Origin of the sequence: Leisingera sp. ANG1 (genome assembly GCF_000203975.2) — a bacterium.
In the GTDB taxonomy this organism is placed as follows: Bacteria; Pseudomonadota; Alphaproteobacteria; order Rhodobacterales; family Rhodobacteraceae; genus Leisingera.
In genome coordinates this window covers 606,023-627,986 of the sequence record NZ_AFCF02000008.1, presented here as the reverse complement: position 1 = coordinate 627,986, position 21,964 = coordinate 606,023, and the positions used below count along the sequence as shown (strand labels likewise).

19 protein-coding genes are annotated in these 21,964 nt (G+C 62.0%); 11 read left to right on the top strand and 8 right to left on the bottom strand.

Annotated elements, in window-relative coordinates:
• Positions 1-18: 18 nt before the first annotated feature.
• On the bottom strand, positions 19-1,182 hold the full coding sequence (locus GC1_RS15590) for a glycosyltransferase (protein ID WP_019298181.1): 1,164 nt from the start codon (positions 1,180-1,182) through the stop codon (positions 19-21).
• A gap of 85 nt (positions 1,183-1,267) precedes the next feature.
• On the opposite strand from GC1_RS15590, the gene GC1_RS15585 reads away from it, so the two are divergent.
• Complete coding sequence (locus GC1_RS15585; protein ID WP_193748117.1) at positions 1,268-2,035, top strand: hypothetical protein; 768 nt, start codon at positions 1,268-1,270, stop codon at positions 2,033-2,035.
• Positions 2,036-2,042: 7 nt separating this feature from the next.
• Here GC1_RS15585 and GC1_RS15580 read toward each other — a convergent pair whose 3' ends face one another.
• Both GC1_RS15580 and GC1_RS15575 read right to left on the bottom strand, forming a co-directional pair.
• Entirely contained in the window at positions 2,043-3,140 is a 1,098-nt protein-coding gene (locus GC1_RS15580; protein WP_039498672.1) for a DegT/DnrJ/EryC1/StrS family aminotransferase, read from the bottom strand.
• Positions 3,137-4,702 carry a lipid II flippase MurJ gene (locus tag GC1_RS15575; protein ID WP_019298178.1) on the bottom strand — a complete coding sequence of 522 codons (1,566 nt, stop codon included), beginning with the start codon at positions 4,700-4,702 and terminating at the stop codon, positions 3,137-3,139. The genes GC1_RS15580 and GC1_RS15575 overlap by 4 nt, the downstream gene beginning before the upstream one ends.
• A gap of 510 nt (positions 4,703-5,212) precedes the next feature.
• Between GC1_RS15575 and GC1_RS21995 the strand changes: the two genes are divergently transcribed.
• The 10 genes from GC1_RS21995 to GC1_RS15525 all read left to right on the top strand — a co-directional run bounded on the left by GC1_RS21995 (position 5,213) and on the right by GC1_RS15525 (position 17,256).
• Positions 5,213-6,277: a sugar transferase gene (locus tag GC1_RS21995; RefSeq protein ID WP_162183417.1), complete on the top strand. Its 1,065-nt coding sequence runs from the start codon at positions 5,213-5,215 to the stop codon at positions 6,275-6,277.
• Positions 6,278-6,362: 85 nt separating this feature from the next.
• Positions 6,363-7,829, top strand: a complete 1,467-nt coding sequence (locus GC1_RS15565; RefSeq protein ID WP_019298176.1) for a hypothetical protein — start codon at positions 6,363-6,365, stop codon at positions 7,827-7,829.
• A gap of 70 nt (positions 7,830-7,899) precedes the next feature.
• Positions 7,900-9,132: a polysaccharide deacetylase family protein gene (locus GC1_RS21990; RefSeq protein ID WP_152612449.1), complete on the top strand. Its 1,233-nt coding sequence runs from the start codon at positions 7,900-7,902 to the stop codon at positions 9,130-9,132.
• A complete protein-coding gene (locus GC1_RS15555; RefSeq protein WP_019298174.1) occupies positions 9,108-10,550 on the top strand; it encodes an O-antigen ligase family protein in 1,443 nt (480 codons plus the stop codon). The genes GC1_RS21990 and GC1_RS15555 overlap by 25 nt, the downstream gene beginning before the upstream one ends.
• A 1-nt stretch (position 10,551) precedes the next feature.
• Positions 10,552-11,775 (top strand): glycosyltransferase family 4 protein, encoded by a 1,224-nt coding sequence (locus GC1_RS15550; protein ID WP_019298173.1) that lies wholly within the window; start codon positions 10,552-10,554, stop codon positions 11,773-11,775.
• Positions 11,772-12,935 carry a glycosyltransferase family 2 protein gene (locus tag GC1_RS15545; protein WP_019298172.1) on the top strand — a complete coding sequence of 388 codons (1,164 nt, stop codon included), beginning with the start codon at positions 11,772-11,774 and terminating at the stop codon, positions 12,933-12,935. Before GC1_RS15550 ends, GC1_RS15545 begins: the two co-directional genes overlap by 4 nt.
• Positions 12,928-14,103, top strand: coding sequence for a GNAT family N-acetyltransferase (locus tag GC1_RS15540; RefSeq protein WP_019298171.1), 1,176 nt, complete (start codon positions 12,928-12,930; stop codon positions 14,101-14,103). The genes GC1_RS15545 and GC1_RS15540 overlap by 8 nt, the downstream gene beginning before the upstream one ends.
• Positions 14,104-14,159: 56 nt before the next feature.
• The gene (locus tag GC1_RS15535) at positions 14,160-15,212 is read left to right on the top strand and encodes a lipid II:glycine glycyltransferase FemX (protein WP_237754618.1); all 1,053 of its coding nucleotides are present in this window, start codon (positions 14,160-14,162) and stop codon (positions 15,210-15,212) included.
• Positions 15,209-16,159, top strand: a complete 951-nt coding sequence (locus tag GC1_RS15530; protein WP_019298169.1) for a sulfotransferase family protein — start codon at positions 15,209-15,211, stop codon at positions 16,157-16,159. Before GC1_RS15535 ends, GC1_RS15530 begins: the two co-directional genes overlap by 4 nt.
• Entirely contained in the window at positions 16,159-17,256 is a 1,098-nt protein-coding gene (locus GC1_RS15525) for a GNAT family N-acetyltransferase (protein WP_019298168.1), read from the top strand. The genes GC1_RS15530 and GC1_RS15525 overlap by 1 nt, the downstream gene beginning before the upstream one ends.
• Positions 17,257-17,289: 33 nt before the next feature.
• Here the strand turns inward: GC1_RS15525 and GC1_RS21985 are convergent, their stop codons facing one another.
• The 5 genes from GC1_RS21985 to GC1_RS15500 all read right to left on the bottom strand — a co-directional run bounded on the left by GC1_RS21985 (position 17,290) and on the right by GC1_RS15500 (position 21,955).
• Positions 17,290-18,684, bottom strand: coding sequence for a M10 family metallopeptidase C-terminal domain-containing protein (locus GC1_RS21985; protein WP_019298167.1), 1,395 nt, complete (start codon positions 18,682-18,684; stop codon positions 17,290-17,292).
• A 402-nt stretch (positions 18,685-19,086) separates the two neighbouring features.
• Positions 19,087-20,229, bottom strand: a complete 1,143-nt coding sequence (locus tag GC1_RS15515; protein ID WP_019298166.1) for a M56 family metallopeptidase — start codon at positions 20,227-20,229, stop codon at positions 19,087-19,089.
• Complete coding sequence (locus GC1_RS15510; RefSeq protein ID WP_019298165.1) at positions 20,219-20,635, bottom strand: BlaI/MecI/CopY family transcriptional regulator; 417 nt, start codon at positions 20,633-20,635, stop codon at positions 20,219-20,221. The genes GC1_RS15515 and GC1_RS15510 overlap by 11 nt, the downstream gene beginning before the upstream one ends.
• A gap of 244 nt (positions 20,636-20,879) precedes the next feature.
• Positions 20,880-21,158, bottom strand: coding sequence for a DUF2160 domain-containing protein (locus tag GC1_RS15505; protein WP_019298164.1), 279 nt, complete (start codon positions 21,156-21,158; stop codon positions 20,880-20,882).
• Positions 21,158-21,955: a carbohydrate ABC transporter permease gene (locus tag GC1_RS15500; RefSeq protein ID WP_019298163.1), complete on the bottom strand. Its 798-nt coding sequence runs from the start codon at positions 21,953-21,955 to the stop codon at positions 21,158-21,160. Before GC1_RS15500 ends, GC1_RS15505 begins: the two co-directional genes overlap by 1 nt.
• Between the last annotated feature and the right edge of the window lie 9 nt (positions 21,956-21,964).

Genomic DNA, 21,964 nt, shown 5'->3' with positions numbered 1-21,964 from the left:
TCAAATGCTGTCTCGAAGCTACCGGATGTCCGCGGCCTTGCGGGCTGGCTGCAAAGGCACGGCTCCATCCGCTCTTAGAATCCCGCTGGCGAAGCTGTCAAACGCGGCTACTGCAGAAGGTATTTTGTATTTAATAGCGGCCTCTTGCCCGCGGGCCAGTATTTCTGCGTCCGGCCGGGATTGCATCTCCTTGAGGATTGCATTTGCAAGCGCGCCTGCGTCACCCGGAGGCACCAGCACGCCCAGCTTGCCACCCTGGAGGATTGCTTCGGGGCCCAGGCAGCGGCTCGCCACCAGCGGTGTGCCTGCAGCCAAGGCCTCGACCGCGACATTTCCGAAACCTTCGCGCAAGGACGGCAGCACGGCCAGCTCTGCGCGGGCAAATTCGCGCAGCAGATCCGATGAATACCCCATCAGATGCACATGGTCCTCCACGCCCAAGTCCTGTGTGAGTGTCTTCAGACTGGGATGCTGCGGTCCGGTACCGTAGATCAACAGCTTAGCGCCGGGCGTGGCCCGCCGCACCTCGGCAAAGGCCCGGATCAGCACGTCATGCCCCTTGTCCGGTATCAGCCGCCCGGCAGCCACGATCCTCCCCGGCACCCGGGCCGGAGGGTCGCGTCGCAGCCGGTCCAGATCGGCTTCGTTCAGAACAGGGTTTGGCAGGCAGGCCAGCGGCGGCCCGGGTAAGTTGAGCGCGACCTGCCATCCTTCGCCGATTGCGTGCAGCGGCACCGCCAGGTGATCCGCCCGCGGATAGAGCGCGCGGATCAGCAATTTCCGCAGCAAGGGGTGCCGTGCTGTGGCGAGATAGGTTTCCGCTGTCGTGTGCTCGGAAATCACCAGCTTTGGCTGCAGGTGCGGCGGCAGCAGGGAGACCGCCAGGACAGCCGAAAGATTCATGGCATTGGTGCCGGAGTATAAGACTGCGGCGGGATGTTTCCTCAGCAGCCGCGCCAATGCCCGGGACCTCTGCAGCAGCCCCCTACCGCCGCAATTCAGCACCGGCACGTCGGGGGGCAATTGCGCCAGAAGCTCCCCTTCGGCGCGGTTTAGTATCAGGACCGGTGCCCAGCGGCTGCGGTCTAGGTTGCACAGCAGCGCTTTCACAACCATTTCGATTCCGCCTGCTTTCAGATGCGGCAGGGCAAAGGTGAGGGTCTGCGGCTGAATGGCATTCATGTCCTGTCCCACCAGGGCAGTTTCCGGGCAAACCGGAAAAGAGCCCTATATCCTTAGTTTGTGTTCAACTGAGAGTAGGTCCGCCATGCGATTGCTCAAGTGCCGCCTGCGCAGGAGCGTGTTTCCTGTCCTGACTATTGCTGCTGCTCTGGCGGCGGGCGGCAGCAGTGCGCAGGATGTGTGCCCGTCCGAGGGCCGGTATTGGAGCTTTGGCAGCGGCGGAGAGCATGGCGGCTTCGCTCATGTGCAGTTGCAGCGCGGCACTGCAGTTCTGGTAAATGATCCGGTGCAGCCGGGAAACCAGGTGGCGCGGCTGACAGCAGGACCCAAACAGAAGGGCAAGGTGGGCAAGGCAGACTATATCCACCGGTTTGAACCGCTGCAGGCCGGCAGCGTGATCCTGATGCAGGCAAGGTTCTATTTCCCGTTGGGCACACCGCTCAACAGCCTGATCCTGATGGACCTGGAATGCGCGTCCTGCGGGCTGGAGACCAATCCCGGTGTACGGCTGTATCTGCGCCGCGGTATGTTGCGGGTGGATCGCTCCAAGATCGGCATCAAACAGGCGTTTCTGCCAACCGCACCGCATATGGTTGCGGCCGGGGGTTGGCACGAGGTGTCTTGGCAAGTGACCCTGGGCACAGGCGAGCAAGGCCGCTCTGTTGTGATGCTGGACGGTGAAAGGGTGAGCGATGTTCGCGGCACCACGCTGCTGACGCAGGAGATCGTTTCCCGCCATATGGACGTCGCAGTGCAGGAGCAGGCCGACCGCTTTCAGGTTGGGCTGACCGCCAATTCGAACCCGCAAGCAGTGGAAATGCTGCTGGATGATGTCAGCTTCTGCCAGCTTTGACCGCAAGTCAGACAGTCCTGTGCAGTGCCTCGCAGATCCGCTGCAGTTCCTGCAGCCGCAAACCCGGATGCACCGGAAGCCGCAGCACCGACCGCTTCAGTTGCTGCGCTTCGGGATGGCCGGATAGGTCCACGGAGGGATGGAACTGCCGCCAGAAGCGCACAGACTGAATACCCTCTGCCTGCAGTGCAGCATGCACCCGGTCGGCGTCTGGGGTGAACAGCGGGAAAAAGGCCGGGCAGGCGCCAGCGGGCAGGTTTGGCATCAGCGGCCGCATGCCGCTGCGCAGCGGGACACCTTGCTGCAATACCAGAAAATTTGCGCGGTGGGCCGAGGTGATGTCCGTGGCCTCTGGCATTCGCAGCAGCAGCCGGGACAAGGGGGATATCCGCCCGCGCATGTCCGCAGGAGCTATCCCCGCCCGCGGATGCCACGCCTCCAATTGCCGCTGCGGGACTGGCACTGCCGGCAAGGCAGGACGGGGCTTGCCGAAACTGCGCCGCAAGACGCCTTTCAGCCCGGCCAGTGCAGGCCGCAAGGGGGCGGCAGACAGCCGCTCCAACGCTTGTGGCTGCGGATGGCGCAGCCACAAAGCGCCGCCATCCGGCAGCGGCAGGGTTTTCACCAGGCTGAACACGGACATGTCGCCCTGGCAGCCCAATGGAATATCCGCGGCAGTGCGGGAGAAAAGCGCCAGGGCTGCGTCCTCGATCACTGCCGTGCCATATTGCTTTGCAAGTGCTTGCATCTCTTCGACGGGCTGCGGGAAGCCGAAGTAGTGTATGGCATAAATGGCCGCGATACTTCCGCCGTCCAGCTGGCGCCGGATGTCGTCCAAGTCGGCTGACAGGTCCTGATGCAGCCTGTAGAGGCCGACTTGCATCCCGGCAGCGAGGACCGCGTCTGTTTCCGAGCCGCAATGCCAGGCTGGTAGTAGCACCTTGGCACCTTGCGGCAGCCCAAGGGCGCGCAAGCCCTCGCGGATTGCAAAGCGCCCGTTGCGGGTAAGATGCGTTTGCGGGCTGTCAAAGGGAAACGGCAGGGCTTTGCGGTGCAGCCGCAGCGGCAACGGAGGCGACTTTTGGATATACTTTGACGGCTTCATGCCGCCCCCCCGCGCACTGCCTTGCGCAGCAGCGTGCGGATCCGCGCTGTTTCCGGTACATGCAGAAGCGTCGCAGCACCAACATAGGCCACCCCGCCGCAGAGCACACAAAGCGCAATCACCAGGATCTCCTCACCCCGGTTGGTCATGCCGGGCCCGGCTGCGGCTTGCACAAGCCTGACTGCGATGGCCGCGGCTGCGGCCGCAAGCGCCATGGCAGCAAAGGGCCGCAGCTCCTGAAGCCGCAGCAGAGAGCCGAACGTGCGGCTCAGCCAGAAGTACAACAGCGCCATCAGCAAGGTCATCGAAGCAAGCGAGGCCGCTGGCACTGTCAGAACGCCAAAAACCGGGAGAAACAGCCAGTTGAGAACAATGCGGAGCGCCAAAGCTGCGGTGATCGACGTTGCGATGATCCTGACATGCGGCAGCGCAGGGTTTGCAAACAGAGCCGATGTCAGCGTCCCCAGTGTTGCATTGACCACCAGCAGCGGAGCAAGCCAGGCAATTATGCCCGCCGTTTGCGCAACCGCCCAGGGCTCAAATGCGCCGTGACCGAGCAGCACAGAAACCAGCGGCTTGTTCAGCAGGAAAATCGCCACGGCGGCCGGCATCACAAACAGCAAGGTGGCGCGCAGGGCGTCTTGCACGCTGGTCCGGAAGGCGTCGCGGTTGTCCTGAGCCAAATGGCTTGCGAACTCGGTGTAATAGACGATAACCACACTGCTCGTAACCACTCCGGGCGCCATGCTGGTCATCCGCTGGGCAAATTCCAGCGTGGCGACGCCGCCTTCTCCGGTCAGCGATGCCATGGCCAGGTCAATCCAGCCCGCGCCAATCATATGAAACTGCGTCAGCAGCATCGCCCAGATGCGCCGCCGGGAATAGGGCGGTTGCAAGTTGGGAGATTTTACCGGCTCCCAGGTGCGGGACAACGCATGCCGCAGACCAAGAGCAAAGATGCCCGCCATCGCCACGGTGCCTGCGGCAATGGCAGCTGCGACGGCACCCAGGCCAAAAGCGAAGACAGGCACCAGTGCGAGTGCCGCGGCCGCAAACAGACGCGGCATCAGCCGGGCAATCACCGGCATCCTGAATAGCCTGAGCGCATTCAGAGTTGCTCCTGCAAGCGCAGTTGCGGCGGAGAGCGGCAGCACTGCCAGCAGCACCCGGAGATAGGTTTCGGCCGTCTGGCGCTGTTCCTCCGAAAACCCCGGAGCCAGAAAGGTTATGATATCCTCCGACAGAACAAAGGCGGCTGCGCTGAAGACTGACGCGGCCACGAACACTTGCCAAAGCCGCTTACGCAGATGTGCTTTCAGTATGGCCAGTCCTTTGGTTTCCGCCAGCTGCACCAGCGGCGGAACCTGCAGCAGATGAAATGCGCGTTCCAGTCCTGCGGCAATATTTGAAACCAGGCGCCGGGCAAAGAAAAAGGCGTCCGTAGCAAGCCCGGCGCCAAATAGATTTGCAATCGCCAAGGCGACAACGAGGCTCAGCCCCATTCCGGCGGTTTTCCAGAAAGTGACAGAGATAATGTTTTGCAGTGTCCCCCGCTGCTTCATCAGCGGCACTTTCCTGGAACCAAATAAAATTCCCCCCGTTACTTCAGCTTAGTTTCATTCCGGGGAACGGCCATCTCTTAGCTGAACATTTATGTTCTTCCGCAACGGAACCCGCAGCCAAACGGCCTGAAGTTACATCGCGTGTGTCAGCAATTTTGTTTTAAAAGCAGAGGTCTGCGGTTCAGTAAGCCCTTCGGCGTATGCCGGTTGGTCAATTGACACGAATCGCCTCGTTCCGTTGCATCGGATACAGGGGACATCGCAGATTTCGCCGGCCTTTATTTTGTGGGGTTGGTGAACGGGCCTGCGGAACTATCTCAAATACTGGGAATTGTATGGGGGTATACAATGAACCGGGTTTTCTTTCGCGGCCCGCCCGTTGGGGGCGGCGCTGCAACTCGTATTGATGGCCAGATTAGCGTTTCTGCAAAAAGGGCAAGTGTTGCAAAACGCAGGACCAAGCCTAAGCCGCAGCGAAGGCGTGCCGCCGGGGCGGCAGAGGATGCAGGTGTGGCCGGCGTTGTCTCTGCACCGGCACTTGCATCCGCCCCGGTGGCGAAAACCAGGGGGTTGCTGAGCGGTGCCGAGCTGCGTACCGGCTACATGCCTTCCAGTCCGCTTCTGGATGCGGTGATCAACCGCGGGCTGGCGCTGCTGCTGCTGCCGCTTGTCAGTCCGCTCATGCTGCTGATCATCGTGATGCAGAAACTGCTGGTGCGCGGTCCTGTGTTCTATGCCGGCCGCCGTCTTGGGAAGGACCGCAAGGAATTCAAGATCCTGAAGTTCCGCACTCTGAGCTTCAACGCCGGCACGGTGACCCGCGACCAGACACTGCCGCGCCGGTCCATGACGGAGACAAAAATTGGCATTTATCTGCGCCGCTCGCGGCTGGATGAGCTGCCGCAACTGATCAACATTCTGCGCGGTGACATGGTGTTTGTCGGCCCGCGGCCGATACGCCCGGAAATTGAAGACCTTTATCGTGAAGAAGCACCCGCCTACGAGGAACGCTTCCGCATCCGCCCGGGGCTGGTCGGCTTTGCGCAGGCGCTGATGACCCACGAAACCCCCAAGCATCTGCGGGCCCGGTTCAACCGCATGTGCTGCCGTACGCCAATCCGCTACCGTGCTGCTTTCGGCTTTCTGGCTTATGTCGGCTTTTGCGTGCTGGCAAAATCAGCCCGTCTCGCATTGTCAGGGATCGCGGACCAGTTCCGTCCGCTTGCCGCGCACAAATGGCTGCGGGCTGGCTTCAATTGCCCGCCAGACAGCAAGGTTGAGCTGTCGGCAGGCAACAGCACTCATGTCGGAGCGATTTGCGGTATTTCGGATGAGGTTGTGCAATTTGTTTCAACCCGCCCTTTTCCCGCGGGCGAGCATTTCGTGATGCTGGTGCGCACCCGCAAGTCCGGCCGCATATGCCGCCTGAAGGTGCGGGCGAAAATCGAACATTGCGAACCTGTTGGTATCGGCCGCAGCGGATTTGCCAACTATGCGACCTACTCCACCACAACCAGGGGAGCCAGGCATTTTGTTGAGCGCTACTTATTGCAATCGTCGGTGATTTCGTCATGACCTTAGGCAGGCGGCAGCAGCGGGCCGCCGCCCGCTTATCAGAACAGCACTTCGGGCCGCAGGCGGATCTCAGGGGAGGCCGGCCATGATTGCCCATTACCGCCAGCTGTTGCGCTATTACTGGGGGCTGGTTGCCTTTGCCTTTGTAATTCTGGTCGGCGGCACGGCCACAATCAGCACCTTTTTTCTCTATGTCTCGCCAGCCTACGTGGCATCAGCCAAGGTTTCCTTGCTGCCGACGAAAACGGAACTGGCGTTCAGCCAGAATTTCGTCCGGTCAACCACGATCAACCCGGCAAACCTGCTCGCCCAAACTCATATCGAGTATCTGTTAAGCCGTGAAATTGCAGCCAAGACCGTGGACCGTATGGCGGCGGAGCTTTCCGCAGGTCCATCGCCTGAACAGCCCGCAGATGAGGAAGCCGCCGGGCCTGTTGGAGCAGAGCCGCAACCGGCGCGTCTCAAACAGCAGGTGGCGGAGCGTTTCACCAGCTTCCGGCGCAGTGCCCGCAGGATCTACAACATCCTGAATTCGGGGCGGCACGTGCAGCTTGACCCCTACACCGACGCAGTGCTGTCTTTGCAGGATTCCATAAAAGTCGACATGATCGAAGGGACCTACATCCTGAAGATTAAGGTGTTTTGGAACAAGCCAGAGCTGGCCGCCGCCGCCGCCAACTTCCTGGCCGACGAATATGTAGCATATGCCCGCGCCCAGGCTGAAACTGCCTCTCGGCAGATGGAGGAAGTGCTGAGCCAGGAAATTGCCAAAGGCAACGGCAATTTTTCCGAATTGGAGGATCAGATCAACGCGTTGCGGCTGGCGCGTGCCAACAATTTTGCCGCGTTGCGCGTCATTGATCCTGCAATTGCGCCAGTCTACCCGGCCTTTCCGCGGGTGATCGTCAACACTGTCTTTGCCATAGCCGGCTGGGTGATGGCATCGGCCTTTCTGGTCATTTGCGCAGATACATTCTCCAACACCGTCAAAACCGATGCGGACCTGCGGCAATTGTTCGGACCCCGGGTCCTGGGCACAATACCGCTGCATCGCCCCAACCGGGCAAAACTGGCGGAACTCGCCAAGAAAATGAACATGCAATGCAATGCCATTCCCTGGCAGGGAGCGGTGACGGCTCTTGGCAGTGACAAGGAAAGCCGCCGGCTGACTGCAGTGATCGAGGTTGCCCTGCGCCGGCTCAAAGGCCGCCAAAAGCAGAGGGAGGCGCACCTGGAAACCCTGGCCGACAAGGTCGGGGTTCAGAGCGGTACAGCAACCCTTCGGGCGGTGCCCAGCGACACCAGCGAGTCGGTTGTTCACCTTGGGCGGTTGCTGGACGGGCGTGCCGGGGCAGCACGTGTAAACGGTGTCAAAGTAACTGATCTCGGCGGCGCTGATGAAAGCTTCTCAATGGGCAATGCCGGAGGATTCAACTGGGTGGTGGTCGGCATCCGTCCCGGCGCCGTGGCAGAGGAAGCACTGCAAGGCCTGACGGCCCGTCTGCAGGCGCAGGGGGTGGAGAACATTTTTGGGGTCTTCTTGAAAGGCTGACAGGAGGTGACCGGGGGTGCTACAGCACAACACATCGTTGGCTGGCGGCCGCCGCAAGTCAGAGCGGCGCTTGGCGCTTATTCTCTGGAGCGGCGGCGTTACTCTCATTCTGATTGCCTGGGCCCTGCTGGCCGCGGGCATTTTTTCCGCAGCAGATGTGCCGGGATGGAGCGGGGCGGCAGCCTTGGGAGGCTGGCTGTGGGTCGCCGATGGCTGGATGCGGCGGCGCGGGGGCGTGCCGTGCCTTACTTGGCACAGCGTCAGCGCGGATGCGTCCTGGCTGCCCTGGGCGGCAGAGACATCGGTCAGGCCCGAAACCCTGGACCGGCAACTTGCGCAGCTTCGGAAGATGGGTTGCACTGTAATGAACACGGCGGAGTTCATTCGCCGCCGCCGCGCTTGCAAGCCCGTTCCCTCCGGCACGGTGCTTTTGCATTTTGACGACGGATATCTGGACAATTGGGTTGCCGCCGCGCCGATCCTGCGCCGCCACCGCATGCAGGCGACCCTGTTTGTCTCACTGGAATTCGCGGCACCCGACCGCCCCGAACCGCAATCCCTGGACGATACCAGCAGCCCGGCGCGCTGGGATGGGTATCTTAGCTGGGGCGAGATCCGGGCGCTGGACAGAGCTGGCCCGGACAAGGTCTTTGACGTGCAGCCGCACGGTGTGGATCATATCCGGGTGCCAGTCGGTCCGCGATCAGTGGGGCGGCTCACCCGTGAAAACTGGAAACGTCACGCCTGGATGCAATGGGCGGCCATGCGCGGCAGCAAGCACGACTGGTATCTGCCGGAGGAACCGCCTGCGGTCCCGGCAGGGACGGCGATTCCTGAAAGCGATGCGGCTCTGGCGGCGCCGGCATTTACAGGCGGGCAGCAGGAGACGGCGGCGGAATACGGCGCCCGGGTTCGGGCCGAACTGGCCCGCTGCCGGACAGAGTTCAAGGCCCGGCTTGGCAAAGCACCCGAACTGTTCTGCTGGCCCCAGAACCGCACCTCCAGCCTCGCCCGCCGCATTGCCGCGCAGGAGGGCTATTGGGCGACCACGGCCGGACAGGGAAGCAACCGGGCGGGGGAGGATCCGGCGGTGATCAGCCGGGTGCATGCGGGGGAAAACGCCGCTGGGTTTGAAAGTGCCTGGATTGACACCTGGCATTTCCACGCAACGGTGCGCTGCTTTCAGGGCAACGCATACTGGTATCTGGTGATCCTGGCTGCGGGGGTCAGCAAGGCCTTGCATAGGCGCGTGAATGCGCGACGGCAACGCAGCCGGCAATGCCAGGGCGCACCCGCGGCATGATCTGGCGGTTGACCGGATATCTGCTGCTGGCAGGCGGGCTTGGCTTTCTGGCGCTGCTGCTGGTCGCCTATGCCGCCGAGTCCCCAAAGAAGGGCCTGATGCTGGTGCCCGGCCTCGCCGCCGGCGGAATACTCACTCTGAACCCCTATGCCGCGGCGCTGCTGCTGGTCGTCTTTTCCCATCTCGATGCTCTGGCGGGCCTCCTGTCCAAGGCTCTGCCGCTGTCGGCGTTCAAATTGCTCAGCGTTGCAGCCGTAGGAGGGATGCTGATTCAAAGCTACCGCAAGCCGCGTCCGCTGCGCTTGGGACCGCCCAGCCGGATCAAGTCTCTGGTTGTATTGTTCCTGATCTGGCTCTGCATTTCGTTTTTAACCTGCGAGTTCCGCGCAGCCGGCAAAGAGCATGTCATTGGCTTTGCCAGCGTGATTGTGCTGTTCTTCCTGATTGTTGCCCTGGCTGACACACCGGGACGGCTGCGCGCTATGGTCTGGGTGCTGGTCGGGACCGGGCTGGTATCGGGTTTATTCGTGCTGGCAGAAAGTATGCTGGGCGTGCGGCTGGTGGCAACCGAAGCTGCTGCCACCACCGCCCAGTTCGAGGGCCAGGCCCGCAGCGCCGGCGCTTCCAATTACAATCCAACTACTGCGGCGCATATGCTGCTCTGCACCGTTGTGATTGCTGCGGTTCTGTTCTTCGAACACAAACCTTACAGGTGGTTCAGCGGCGCGGTGGTGCTGGTGGGCATGGCTGCGCTGGTGCTGACGCTGGCCCGGTCGGCGGCGATTGCCCTGATGCTGATCGCGCTGACTTACATGTGGCAGAACCGGACCCGCCGGCTGTTCCCGCTGATGCTGATATGCCTTGCCGCCGCCCTTGCCTCGGCGCTGCCGTTTGTGCCTGAGGTCTATTGGGAGCGTATGGGTACGATCTTTGAGCAGGGGTCTGACCGGACCTTGCTGCGGCGGTTTTCCTATAACCTGATCGGGTTGGAGCTGCTGTGGGAGAACCCGGTTTTCGGCGTCGGCCCCGGCAATTACCCGCATTTCTATGCCGGGGATGATTTCCGCTGGTATCCGGGCCGGGAGCCGGGACCGCGGCAGCTGCACAATAGCTATTTGGAAGTTGCGGCAGAGCTTGGATTAATCGGCCTGGCGCTGTTTATGGGGGTGATGCTGACCGCCATGAGATCGGCGGTTCAGGCCGCGCGCGCCGCGGTGCCAGGCTTGTCGGTTTTTGCCAAGGCGTTGGCCTACGGCTTTGCAGCCTTTTTGATCGCATCGCTGTTCATGCCCAATGAAGACACTAAGTTTATGTGGATCCTGCCCGCACTCTGTGTGGCGGCCCGGACGCTATGCCTTGGGGGAGGCACCGGGACAGCCGGCACAGGCCAGGCGGGCAACGGGGGTGGGGGAAACTGACATGCGGCTGGCAGTTATCGTTACGGAATATCCGAAATTCACTGAAACCTTCATCTTGAGGGATGTGCTGAAGTTTCTGGAGTTCGGGGCTGAGGTCCGGCTGTACCATCTGTCGCCCTATAACACCTCCGAAGTGTTGCATGAGTTCGCGCAGCCAACCCGCGCCATTGCCCGTCACGTCGGGCTGATCAGCCCGGCTACCCTGGCCAGCTTTACGGCACAGCTGGGCAATATGGCGGGGCCCCTGGCAGTGATCGGCACGCAACAGGGCCGCAAGCCGGTTCTGGCCGGGAAGTCCGCCGTGGTGTCTGTTGCCGCCAGCGCAATAGCCCGGGAACTGGCAGACTGGGGCGCCGATCATGTGCATGCAGAGTTCGCAGGCCATCCGGCGACCGCGGCGTGGGTGATCCACCGGCTGACAGGCATCCCCTATTCCGTGAGCTGCCGCGCCCATGACATTTTCCGTACCCAGCGGTTGCTGGCGGAGAAGCTGGGCGAGGCCGCCTTTGTCCGCACCATCAGCAATTACGGACGGGATTTTCTGGCGGAACATGTCCGCGGCCTGTGCGCGGGGGAAATTCAGGTGATCCACTCCAGCGTCGATGTGGAGACGATCCCGCAGCTTGGCCCACCACCGCAGGACGGGCCGTTTCACGTGCTCTATGTAGGCTCCTTGCAAATACGGAAAGGCGTGGACTTGCTGCTGCGCGCGCTGGCTGCGATGGAGGTGCCGGACTGGCGCTGCTCGCTGGCAGGCGATGGGCCGGAGCGTGCGCAGCTAGAGGCATTGGCGGCGGAACTAGGCCTGGGTGAGCGGGTTGCGTTCCTTGGAAAGCAGGACTTTTCCAAAGTTGGCAAGCTCTATCAAAGCGCCAATGTGATCGCGGTGCCTTCGGTGATCGGGCCCTCCGGGCGCACTGAAGGTATCCCCAACGTGGCGATTGAGGGGCTCGCGTTCCAGCGGCCGGTGATCTCCACCAATGTGTCCGGCATCCCGGAACTGATCCGCCCGGGCAGGACAGGTTTCCTGATCGAACCGGGCTCCGTTGACGAATTGGTCCGGGCGCTGGAAGACGTGCAGGCAGATCCCGTGGCGGCCTACACCATTGCCTGCCAAGGGCGGCGGCTGGTGGAGGAGGAATTTTCGCTGGCGGTCAATGCGCGCCGCCAGTTCGATCTATTCCGCGCCTATTCAGCTTCGGCCTTGGGGAGGGCAGCGGAATGACTCTGCTGTTCTGGGTCTGCGCTGGGATGATTTGCTTCTCATTAGCGGGCTACGGGCTGCTTTGGTGCCTGCTGGCCGCGGTGTTCGGGCGCCGGGCGCCGCTGCCGCCAGAACAGCCGCTGAAGGCCACGGTGCTGATTGCGGCCCGCAACGAAGAAGCCGCGATCCGGGCCAAGCTGGAGACCGTCCTGGCGCAGGACTGCGGCCCGCACAGGGTGGATGTGCTGGTGGTCTCCGATGGTTCTGAGGACGCGACGCTGCAGCAGGCGCTGTCGCTGGGCAGCCCCCGCATCCGTGCCTTTCAGACGCCGGAGCATGGCGGCAAAGCGCAAGCGCTGACCGCGGGGCTGGCCCGGATCGACGCGGATGTGGTGGTTTTCTCCGACGCCAACAGCATGCTGTCACCTGACGCCTTGCGGCATCTTCTGGCGCCATTTTCACGGCCGGACACAGGCGGTGTCTGCGGCCGCCTGCGGCCAAAACACCGCAAGGGCCGCGGCGGTTGGCTGGCGCGGGCAGAACGCCTGTTCTGGGTGTATGACTCGGCCCTCAAAGCAGCAGAGAGCCGTTTGGGCGGTGCGGTGTCGGCTCAGGGTACGCTCTACGCTATGCGGCGGAAACTGGTGCCTGAGCGGGTGCCTGGCGATGTTGCAGATGACTTTTTCATCTCAGTACAGGCCCCTGCGCAGCACCGGCGCCTTGTGTTTGAGCCGCGGGCGGTCGCGCAGGAGGCGGTCACAAGCCGCACCGGGGAGGAGTTTATGCGGCGGGTGCGTTCCACGGAACGAGGCTGGCGCGGCCTGATGCGGATGCGCCGTCTTATGAACCCTGGCAAATACGGGCTCTATGCACTGCAGTTGCTTTTGCACAAGGGTCTGCGGCGGATCGTGGCCTTCCTGTTGCCGCTGCTGCTGGTGCTGAGCCTCGCGGCTGCAACGGCACATGGCGGAATTTATACTGCGGTCTTGCTGATGCAGATGGTTATCTACGGCGTCGCAGCCGGATCGCTGCTGTGGCCGTTGTTGGCCCGGTTGCCTGGGTCAGGGCTTTGCCGCTTCTTTGTGCTGGGCCATGCCGCAATGGGGTTTGGCATTCTGCGGGCGATGGCCGGGGTGCACAGTGTGCGCTGGGCTCCGGCGCGGAGGGTGGCAGATGAGTGATGGCGCGGCCCTGCGATGCGCAGCGCTGGAACCGCTGCAAACCCGCATCCTGAACCGCTGGGAAGACCTGGCCGTTCTGGAGCCGGAATGGCGCCGCATGCACGAACGCTGCCGCGGGCGCTTGTTTTCTTCCTTTGACTGGCTGGCGGCACAGTACGCTGGATTTGGCTCGCCGGGCGAGTTGCGGGTCATCACAATCTGGCAGGCCAGCCAAATGGTCGCGGCCGCACCCATGTGCCTGATCCGGAAACGGTTCAGCAAGCTGCTGCCCTTCTTTCGGCCGCGGGTGCTGACCGGCTGGCTGTGCCACTACGCGGGCTTTTTCGAATTTCTCGCCACCAGCCGTGAAACGCTGAGGGCGCTGCTGGAAGCCGTATGCAAGTCTGCGCCGCGGGCCGGCATTGAACTGGCACTGTTCCGCGTCTGCACCCGTGACGTGTTTGCCACCCGATGCCTGCGTATTGGAGGGCTGGAGCTGTGGCAGGATCGCGCCCAGGGAAGCTCAATCGCAGAGAACCTCACCGATTGGGACAGTTACTGTGAAACCCGCAGCCGCTCATTCCGCAAGAAAGTCCGCATCAGCGACAGGCTGCTGCAAGAGGCCAAGGCGGAATTGGAAGTTTTTCAGTCGCAGGACACCGCGCCAGTGCAAAGGATGCTCGTGTTGTCGCAACGCAGCTGGAAGCAAACATCAGGAACCGGATTGGCTGCTCTGCAAGGGGGCAGCACTTTCCTGCATGAACTGTGGCGCCGCTTGGCCGCACGAGGCCGCGGCAGCCTGATCCTGTTGCGGGCCGGGGAGAAGGACATTGCTTCTTTTTGCGCGGTCCGCTGCCAAGACACCTGGTATGGCCTGTTCTCGGAGTTTGACGAGGAGTTCTCCGAGTTGTCGCCAGGCCGCAGCGTCATGTACCGAAGCCTGCGGGATGTGATCAGCCAGGGGCGGCCTGTACGCTTTGAATTCGGCCGCAGGACGCACTACCTGCGTGAATTCGAAACCGGATCCTATCAGGTCCGGCGCCTTCGGGGGGTACGGCGGGGCAGCCCGGCCTATTGGCTGCTGAAGCTTGAGGATGCATTGCGGGAACTGACAGGGGTGCGCGGTCTGCTGCCAAACCGCAAACCGCGGCGGGCCGACATCCTTGCTGGTGGCAAGGGAAGGACCTGATCATGCTGCAGCGCCTTAGCTTTGAAAATGCAGAAATCCATGTCAGTTTGGATCAGGTGCCGCAATCTGCGGCCAGCAGCAGTGTCGAAGCTTTCCTCCAGGATTGCCCGCCCGCTACCTGGCTGCAGTCTCCTGATTTTGCCACTGTCTGCCCGCCGCCGCCGCGCCACCGTTATCTTGTGCTGACTGCATGCTACCCGGATGGCGGCATCGCCGGCTTTGGCGTCGCGCGTCTATCATGGCTCGCGCCGGGGCGGTACTTTGCTAGTTTCCGGCGCGGGCCTGTTACCAGGACGCCGGAGGCGCTGGCGCAAGTACTGCCAGCCTTTGCAGCGCGTTTGCGCCGCGAAGGCTGCTGCTCGATGCAGCTCAACCCGCGCTGGAGCGGTGAAGTGGAAGTCCAGAGAGTCTGTGAAATGTTACAGGCCGCAGGCTGTGTCCGGCTGCCAGTTGGTGCTCAATCTCAACACACGGAAACGGCGCTGGTCGGATTGCACGGCTCCGCAGAGGATTTGCAATCCAGGCTGAAGCAGCGCTGCCGCAGGCAGATCCGCAATGCGCAAAAGGCAGGGATTGAGGTGCGCCCTGCTGCAAGCCTGGAAGAAGCCCTGCAGTTCAAACCGCTGATGAAGGCATTCTTTCGCGCGCGCGGATTGGGTCTGGAATCTGTGCCGCCGGTAGAGTCGCAATGGCAGATGACGCGGAACAAGGGCGCGTTTCTTTTGGCTTGGCAGCGGGGAAAGCTTGTGGCCGGGCATGTCATGATTGCCGATGGCAGCCGGGCGTTCTGGCTGGCCCTCGCGCGTTGTGAGGAGCATTCCAGTGCGGCTGCAGGGTATCCGCTCGTCTGGGAGGCCATGAAAACCGCCCAGGCGCAGGGGTTTGCGCAATATGACATGGCCGGTGCTGTGAGCGTGCCTGACGCTGGCGGCGCGGAAGTTTCCGGTGGGGCCAGAAACCGCGCGCAGTTCAAGTCAGCTTTCAGGCCGGAAGCAGTGCCGCTGGTGCCGGCCTATGTTCTGCCGCTGCGCCAGCCCAGCCATGCTCTGCTGTTCAACCTGCGCCGCGCGTGCCGCGGGTTGCGGCAGCAGGCGGGGGCGGGCGTATGACCACGCATCGTGCCATGCCCATTTTTGTTCTGGGTTTGCAGCGCTCCGGCACCACTTTGGCTGCCAATCTGCTGGCGGCGCAACCCGGAGTTGCCGCCGTGGCGGCGGAGCGTCACCACGGGGTGCATGAAAGTATTTTCTTCTCGCACTTCGCACCAGCCATGGAGCCTTGGCCAAGTGCTGGCTGGCGCGCCGATGCAGCAGGGGATTTCCTGCGCAGCGAATACTACCAGCTTTGCGGGTTATCGCGCAGGTGGGGAGAGCAGGCAGCCGAAGCCAGCGCCAGCCCTGCAGAATTGTTCTGCAGGGTTATGGAAGCGCTGTCGCAAAGGCAGAACGCAATGGCCTGGGTTGAGAAATCGCCGCACCACACCCTGCTGGGGCCAGATATAGCCAAAGCTGTGCCCAGAGCACTGTTTTTATGCGTGAGCCGCGGCAACCCGGGCTTCCTGAGATCGCGGCTGTGGTCCTATGGCCGCCGTCCGCCATCTTACCCGCGGCGCGCCCTTCTGATCGGGCGGGCCTGTGCTTCGAATGTGTTTCATCAGCGCTGCATGCGCCAGCTGCAGCGGCAACTGGGCAGGAAACGCGTCTTTTTGGCGGACTATGAAACCCTGCGCGCCGATCCGGGCAAGGTACTGGCACCGGTGCTCGCGGCCGCCGGGCTGGAGGCGGACAGCATCCGGCAGCCGGAATATGCTCCGAACTCCAGCTTTGCCAGCCGGGACCAGCGCAAACAGGCACTGACGGCGGCGGATCTGGCTGTCGCAAAGGCCGCGCAATTGATTGCCTATGGCGTGCCGCAGACGCTGCTTGCAGCAGCTCAGCGGCGGCGTGCCAGCCGGCGGCCGGCAGACTTTCCTGTCTGGGTCTGGCCGGCAACCGTGAATGGCCCCCCCGCGGGACGCCTGGTCCCGGGATCCGGCAGAGTAAGGAGGAAACCTTAATGCCGACACTGCGTGCTGAAGTTGCTTGCAGCCTGCCTGAACTGCAGGCGCTGGACGGGCAGCTGACGGCCTTGTCTTCGGCGGCAGGCGCCGGTGCCTTTGACAGGCCAGGCTTTTTCCTGCCGTGGGCACGTGCTGCAATTGCCGAAGGGCAAAGACCTGTGTGCTTGTGTCTGTGGCGGGGCGGGGACCTGGCCGCCTTCCTGCCGCTGTTCCGCCGGCGCGACTGGAAAGCGGCCTTGGCTTGGCGCGCAGGGCCGCCTGTTTACGGGTCATCCCCGGCTTTTGATCTGCTGTTTGACCCGCAGCTGGACCAGCAGGAATTGTCCTCGGCCTTGGTTCAGGCCTTGGAACAGATGCGCTGGCTGGACCTTACCTTTGAAAATTTGCCGGAGGGCAACCGCCTGGGCCGCTGTCTGGCTCAGGCATTTGAACGGGGGGGGTACTGCGTCGGGAACCGTGCCGGCTTGGGCTATTACCTGGTAGAAGGCGTGGCAAGCGGCGCTGAGCTGGAGGCACAGCTCAGCAGCAAGAACCGCCGCAACCTGCGTTCAGCCGAGCGGAAACTGGCAGCCAGCTGCGAAGTCTGCCTGAGCCCGCCTGACGATGACCCGGAGGCCGCGGTAAACGTGCTTAGGGCGGTGGTGTCTGCCAGCTGGAAGAATTGCCCGCGCATGCGCCACGTCGGCTTACAGCTATACGAAGACCAGATTCGCGGCTGCGCAAGGGACGGAACACTGCGGTTCTGGTCGGCTTCACTCCGGGGGCAGCCTGTTGCCTTTGTTTTCAATCTGGCAGACCGGGGCGGAACGCATCACGGTTACTTCACAGCCCTTACGCCCAACGGGGGCGAGCTGGGGGCCGGTACCGCCCTGATGTTCAAGTCTATCAAACACAGCTTGGATGAGGGGGCTGTGTCCTTCAATCTCTGGTCCGCGCGTCATAACCTCAAGCGGATGGCAAACAGCCGGATGCAAACCTGCAGCCTGCGTATCAGCCGTGCCAGCCTGGGCGCGCGTCTGCGTCTGGAGACTGCCAGCCAGTTGCAGCTTCTGCGTCAATCTCTCAGATCAGGAAAACCCCGCCCGCGGACCTGAAACAGGGACGGGCAGGACGGCAGCAACCCCTGCTCAGGACCCGTTCAGCAGAAAGTCGCTGCTGGACAGATCAGAGTAGCTTACCCCCTGAAGCAGAAGGCTGTCTTCTCCCTGTATAATCAGCACTCCACCGTCTTCGCCTGCAACATTCCGAAAACGTAGTGCGTTCAATTCCTCCGAGGTGAAATCAAGGTGCACCTGGTCGGAACCCACTGCAAAATCAGTGATGATGTCCTGGCCCGCCCCGGTTTTGAACGTGAAGGTATCATTACCGCTGCCCCCCTTTAGCGTGTCCTCACCGGCGCCGCCGTACAGCACGTCCTGGCCATTGCCTCCGAAAAGCTTGTCCTTTCCGTTGCCGCCGAACAGCTTGTCCTCACCGCCTCCGCCGTGAATCTGGTCGTAGCCCTTCCCTCCGTGAACTTCGTCCCGGCCAGAGTCGCCATACAGCCTGTCACCACGGGTTCCGCCATAAACTGTATCATCGCCGCTGCCGCCAGAGATGGTGTCAAGTCCACCACCGCCCCGAAGCAGATCGCTGCCTCCGGCCCCATCAAGCCAGTCCCTGCCATTGAATGCTCGAACGGCATCAGCATTGCCGGTTCCCTTCAGAACATCGTCGTTCGGGGTGCCGGTGATGGTGTTAAAACCGGGTTCTTCCACCGGCGGTTCGGGTGTTGAAGGCTGATCCGGATTGATTTCGCTGACATATACGGGGTCAGCTTCGGTGCCATTGCGGTAAATGCCAACCGAGTGCTGAAGCGCATCCAGCGGGTTCAGGCTGTAGTGGCCATCATTGCCAGTGCCAGGATGGTCAACGGTGATTTCGGCATTGCGAACCGCCAAGGCCGCGTCATAGTCGTTTACGTTGGCGGTAAGGCCGATTTGAACGCGGTCGATTTCCCCATTGGCATAGCGCGTGTCCATGGTCTGGCCCTGCTCGTCCACGACGAGCTTACCATCCAGATACAGTTGAATTTCTCCGCTGTTTTGATCACCGGGACGCATGACGATCTTCAAAGTGTACCATTTTCCGGTCTGCAGCAGTTCATCCTGATCCGCCGGCCACAACTCTTTGATACCGATCTTGCCGCGTTCGACCCGGATCAACCCGTCACGGACTTGAATTCGCACACCCGGGTTGAACCCGCTGCTAGAGGCGTTGCTCTCAAGGTCTGCCAGATAAATATGGCTCAGCGGATTGCCATCCGGGATCATGAACTCAAACTCGGCGGTGATCAGACCGGAGGCATCAGTTGAATTGATTGCAGTGCTATAGGCTGACTTGCCAACCTTTTCGCCTGCCGATCCTGCCCGCATCAGGGAAACGCTGCCATCTTCCGAGATGTCGATGCGGCCGTCCTGAAGCTGAAGAATAGTATTGAATTGGCCGTATCCGCCAATCGGTTTGTAGTCCGTCTGGTACATGCCCGTCACCTTTTACCCGTAAGCTAACACTTGCGCTTGTTGTGGACTTGGCATGTACCAAAAGAAAACCCTCAGGCTCCGCCGTGCTGCTGCCACAGCGGGAACCTGCCAAATACATGCGGATGAAAGGTGAAAACCCGCTGACTAAGGCGCTAACCGCCTGGGGTTGAAGCGGTTTAGCGTCAGTTTTCGGGGGCTAAGAACGCATGTTTCCCGCTTCGCGCCGCGCTGAAGCAGTCATTTTCCGCCGCGCTGACCTCTCTCAGAGGGGGGAGCAACGGAGTTTTTTTCTTGAAAGGGTGGATCGTCTGCGCAAGATCGCGTCTTTAAGTTGACTGGTGGCAGCTCCCGGTGCCACCTGCCAAGATCACTGTGTTCACAGGTGGCGACTGGCCGGGAGAGTTACTGGCTTGGCACAGCAAAGCCGCCGTTCAGGGCACTGACGGCAAGCTCCGGAGTGCTGTTGCGGCTGGCCATGCGCTCCAGGTTGACGATCGTCGACAGCATGATGCGGTCATGGCTCCAGTCGCTGGGGCGTTGCAGCAGCACCGCCGTCGCCAGCACCACCCCGGCCATCGTCAAAGAGACCAGCCCCCAGCCAAGGGAGTTCGGCCCCCGCGGCTGAACCGCTGTCACCGCAATGATGCGGCGTTGCAGGGAGGCTCCGCGGCGGGTTTCGCGGCGGTCTACCAGCGCCACAGCGGGGCTGCGGCGGGTGAACAGTGCCGGGCCGCGCGCGGCAAGGGCACAGGCACGGATCAGGCATTCGCAATAGGCGCGCACATCAAACGCAGGCCGCGCCATCAGCGCCTGGTCGCAGGCAAATTCGCGCAACAGACGCACCTCGCGCCGCCAAAGGTAGAAGGCGGGATTCCAGAATAGGGCGGGGCGCAGAAGCTCCAGCAGAAACTCGCATTCGATGTCGCGTTGGCGGAAGTGCTGCAGCTCATGCGCGATGGTCAGGCGCAGGTCACGCGGATCATTCAGCAATGCCGAGGGCAGCACCACGTAGCGCCGCAGCAGCCCTCGGGTGGAATAGGCCACGCGGATGTCATCGGACACCATCAGCTGTACCCGGCCAATGCGTTTCCAAAGGAAGGAGCCGGCCAGGTTTTGCCGCAGGCGGAAGACAGAGGCCGCCACATGCGCCAGGCAGATGAGCGCCCCAACAGCAAAAGCCGCTGCAACGGCCTGCGCCCAGCCGGGTTGCAGGCTGGTGAGGCCGCGCACTGCATCTTCGCGCAGGCCGAGGGTGGCCTCAAAAGTTCCGGCACTCATGCTGACATTGCCCTGCAGATACTGCGAAACCAGCATGTCAGAGAAATTAGGCGGATGGGCGATGACAAAGCGGGTAAACGCTAGGATCAGCAGCGGCGAGGCCGCCAGCAGTACCGTCATTCCGTTCAGCAGCCGCAGCTGAGGCCGGTAGGCGCGCCCCAGCGGACTGCGCGCCAGTGCCTTGCGGGCGGCGAACCACAACAGGGTGCCCGCCAGCAGCAGGATATTCAGATCAATATAGGCATTCAGCAGAACATCAGCGTTCATTATCCCCCAGCCTTTCCTCCAAGAGCGCCCGCATCTCCTCGAGCATCTCGTCGGTCACATCCTCATCATCGACCAGCCGCGCCACCAATGCGGCGGGCGCGCCGTTGAAAAGCTTGCTCGAAAGGTTTTTCAGAGATGTTTTCTGATACTCTGCCTTGGGAACGGCGGGGCGGTACACCAGGGAGCGATCCTTGCGCTCGCTGGTGAGAAAGCCTTTCTGTTCCATGATCTTGAGAACCGTGGCCACCGAAGTGTAGGCGCGTTCCTGCATCTTGTTCAGCTCGGCAAGGATATCGCGCACGGTGCCGCCGCCCATGTCCCAGACCACGGTCATGAATTCCAGCTCAACCTCGGTCAGCAGGGAAGTGTCGTGTTTCTTGCGCATCGCCTCGGCAGTCCGGCTCATGTGATCGTTCCAGTCATGCTAGGGGAAGCAGGCTTCCGTGAAAACTATTTTTTTAGAAGATGCGCGGCAGCGGGGCTTTTGTTGTCACAATGTGCGCTGCCGCGCGAGTCTTCTCAGCAGGTTGCAGGGTGATGGCCAGTATTCGCGATGGTGCCTGGCGCATCCGTTCGGGGTCTTGGCTGAGACGGCCTTGAAGGACGGGTTTGCCTTCAAGGCCTGTCCCGACTTTGTTTGAGGTCGCGGGTCAAACCTTCCAGAAGCAGAAGATGCCCCAGGCAACCGACAGCCCCAGCGGCCACCACAAGGGCATCCCCACCAGTCCCAGCCAGGCCAGGAAGATGTAGGAGGTGCCCAATAGGCTGATGAACAGCCGGTCGCCGCGGGTCGTGGTGAGGCCGAGCACGCCTTTGCGGGCCGCGCCGCCGGGGTGGCGGATTTCGGCGATGATCAGCACGCCGATGGCGCTGAAAATGCCGATGAACAACAGGGCAGTGGGCCAGGTCCAGGCCATCCATGAAAGCATTACACCCTCCCCATCGCGAAACCCTTCGCGATGTAGTTGCGGACAAACCAGATCACGATGGCGCCCGGAATGATTGTCAGAGTTCCCGCAGCTGCCAGCAGCCCCAGTTCATAACCCGCGCTGGAGGCGGTCTTGGTCATGGTGGCGGCAATCGGCTTGGCGGCAACGGCGGTCAGGGTCTTGGCCAGCAGCAGCTCCACCCAGGAGAACATGAAGCAGAAGAAGGCCGCCACACCCACGCCTGCCTTGATCGACGGGATAAAGATCGTCGCGAAGAAGCGCGGGAAGGAATAACCGTCGACAAATGCGGTTTCGTCCAGCTCCTTGGGCACGCCGCCCATGAAGCCCTCCAGGATCCACACCGCCAGCGGGATATTGAACAGGCAGTGCGCCAGCGCCACCGCCAGATGGGTGTCGAACAGCTCCACCGCGGAATAGAGCTGGAAGAACGGCAGCGCGAACACCGCGGCAGGCGCCATCCGGTTGGTCAGCAGCCAGAAGAACAGCTGCTTGTCGCCCAGGAACCGGTAGCGGCTGAAGGCATAGGCCGCCGGCAGCGCCACCGCGATGGAGATCACCGTGTTGATCGACACGTAGGCGATTGAGTTGATATAGCCCCAGTACCAGCTGGGATCGGTGAAGATGGTTGCGTAATTGTCCAGCGTGAAAGTCTGCGGGAACAGCGAGAAGCCCGACAGGATTTCATTGGTCGTCTTGAAGCTCATCGCCACCAGCCAATAGATCGGCAGCATCAGGAACAGGATATAGACGATGGGGACGATGGATCGTTTCTGCATCTGGATCCC

Coding starts and splice junctions, on each gene's coding strand:
- GC1_RS15590 (WP_019298181.1), bottom strand. CDS start 1,182: ATGAATGCCATTCAGCCGCAGACCCTCACCTTTGCCCTGCCGCATCTG.
- GC1_RS15585 (WP_193748117.1), top strand. CDS start 1,268: ATGCGATTGCTCAAGTGCCGCCTGCGCAGGAGCGTGTTTCCTGTCCTG.
- GC1_RS15580 (WP_039498672.1), bottom strand. CDS start 3,140: ATGAAGCCGTCAAAGTATATCCAAAAGTCGCCTCCGTTGCCGCTGCGG.
- GC1_RS15575 (WP_019298178.1), bottom strand. CDS start 4,702: ATGAAGCAGCGGGGGACACTGCAAAACATTATCTCTGTCACTTTCTGG.
- GC1_RS15565 (WP_019298176.1), top strand. CDS start 6,363: ATGATTGCCCATTACCGCCAGCTGTTGCGCTATTACTGGGGGCTGGTT.
- GC1_RS15555 (WP_019298174.1), top strand. CDS start 9,108: ATGCCAGGGCGCACCCGCGGCATGATCTGGCGGTTGACCGGATATCTG.
- GC1_RS15550 (WP_019298173.1), top strand. CDS start 10,552: ATGCGGCTGGCAGTTATCGTTACGGAATATCCGAAATTCACTGAAACC.
- GC1_RS15545 (WP_019298172.1), top strand. CDS start 11,772: ATGACTCTGCTGTTCTGGGTCTGCGCTGGGATGATTTGCTTCTCATTA.
- GC1_RS15540 (WP_019298171.1), top strand. CDS start 12,928: ATGAGTGATGGCGCGGCCCTGCGATGCGCAGCGCTGGAACCGCTGCAA.
- GC1_RS15530 (WP_019298169.1), top strand. CDS start 15,209: ATGACCACGCATCGTGCCATGCCCATTTTTGTTCTGGGTTTGCAGCGC.
- GC1_RS15525 (WP_019298168.1), top strand. CDS start 16,159: ATGCCGACACTGCGTGCTGAAGTTGCTTGCAGCCTGCCTGAACTGCAG.
- GC1_RS21985 (WP_019298167.1), bottom strand. CDS start 18,684: ATGTACCAGACGGACTACAAACCGATTGGCGGATACGGCCAATTCAAT.
- GC1_RS15515 (WP_019298166.1), bottom strand. CDS start 20,229: ATGAACGCTGATGTTCTGCTGAATGCCTATATTGATCTGAATATCCTG.
- GC1_RS15510 (WP_019298165.1), bottom strand. CDS start 20,635: ATGAGCCGGACTGCCGAGGCGATGCGCAAGAAACACGACACTTCCCTG.
- GC1_RS15505 (WP_019298164.1), bottom strand. CDS start 21,158: ATGCTTTCATGGATGGCCTGGACCTGGCCCACTGCCCTGTTGTTCATC.
- GC1_RS15500 (WP_019298163.1), bottom strand. CDS start 21,955: ATGCAGAAACGATCCATCGTCCCCATCGTCTATATCCTGTTCCTGATG.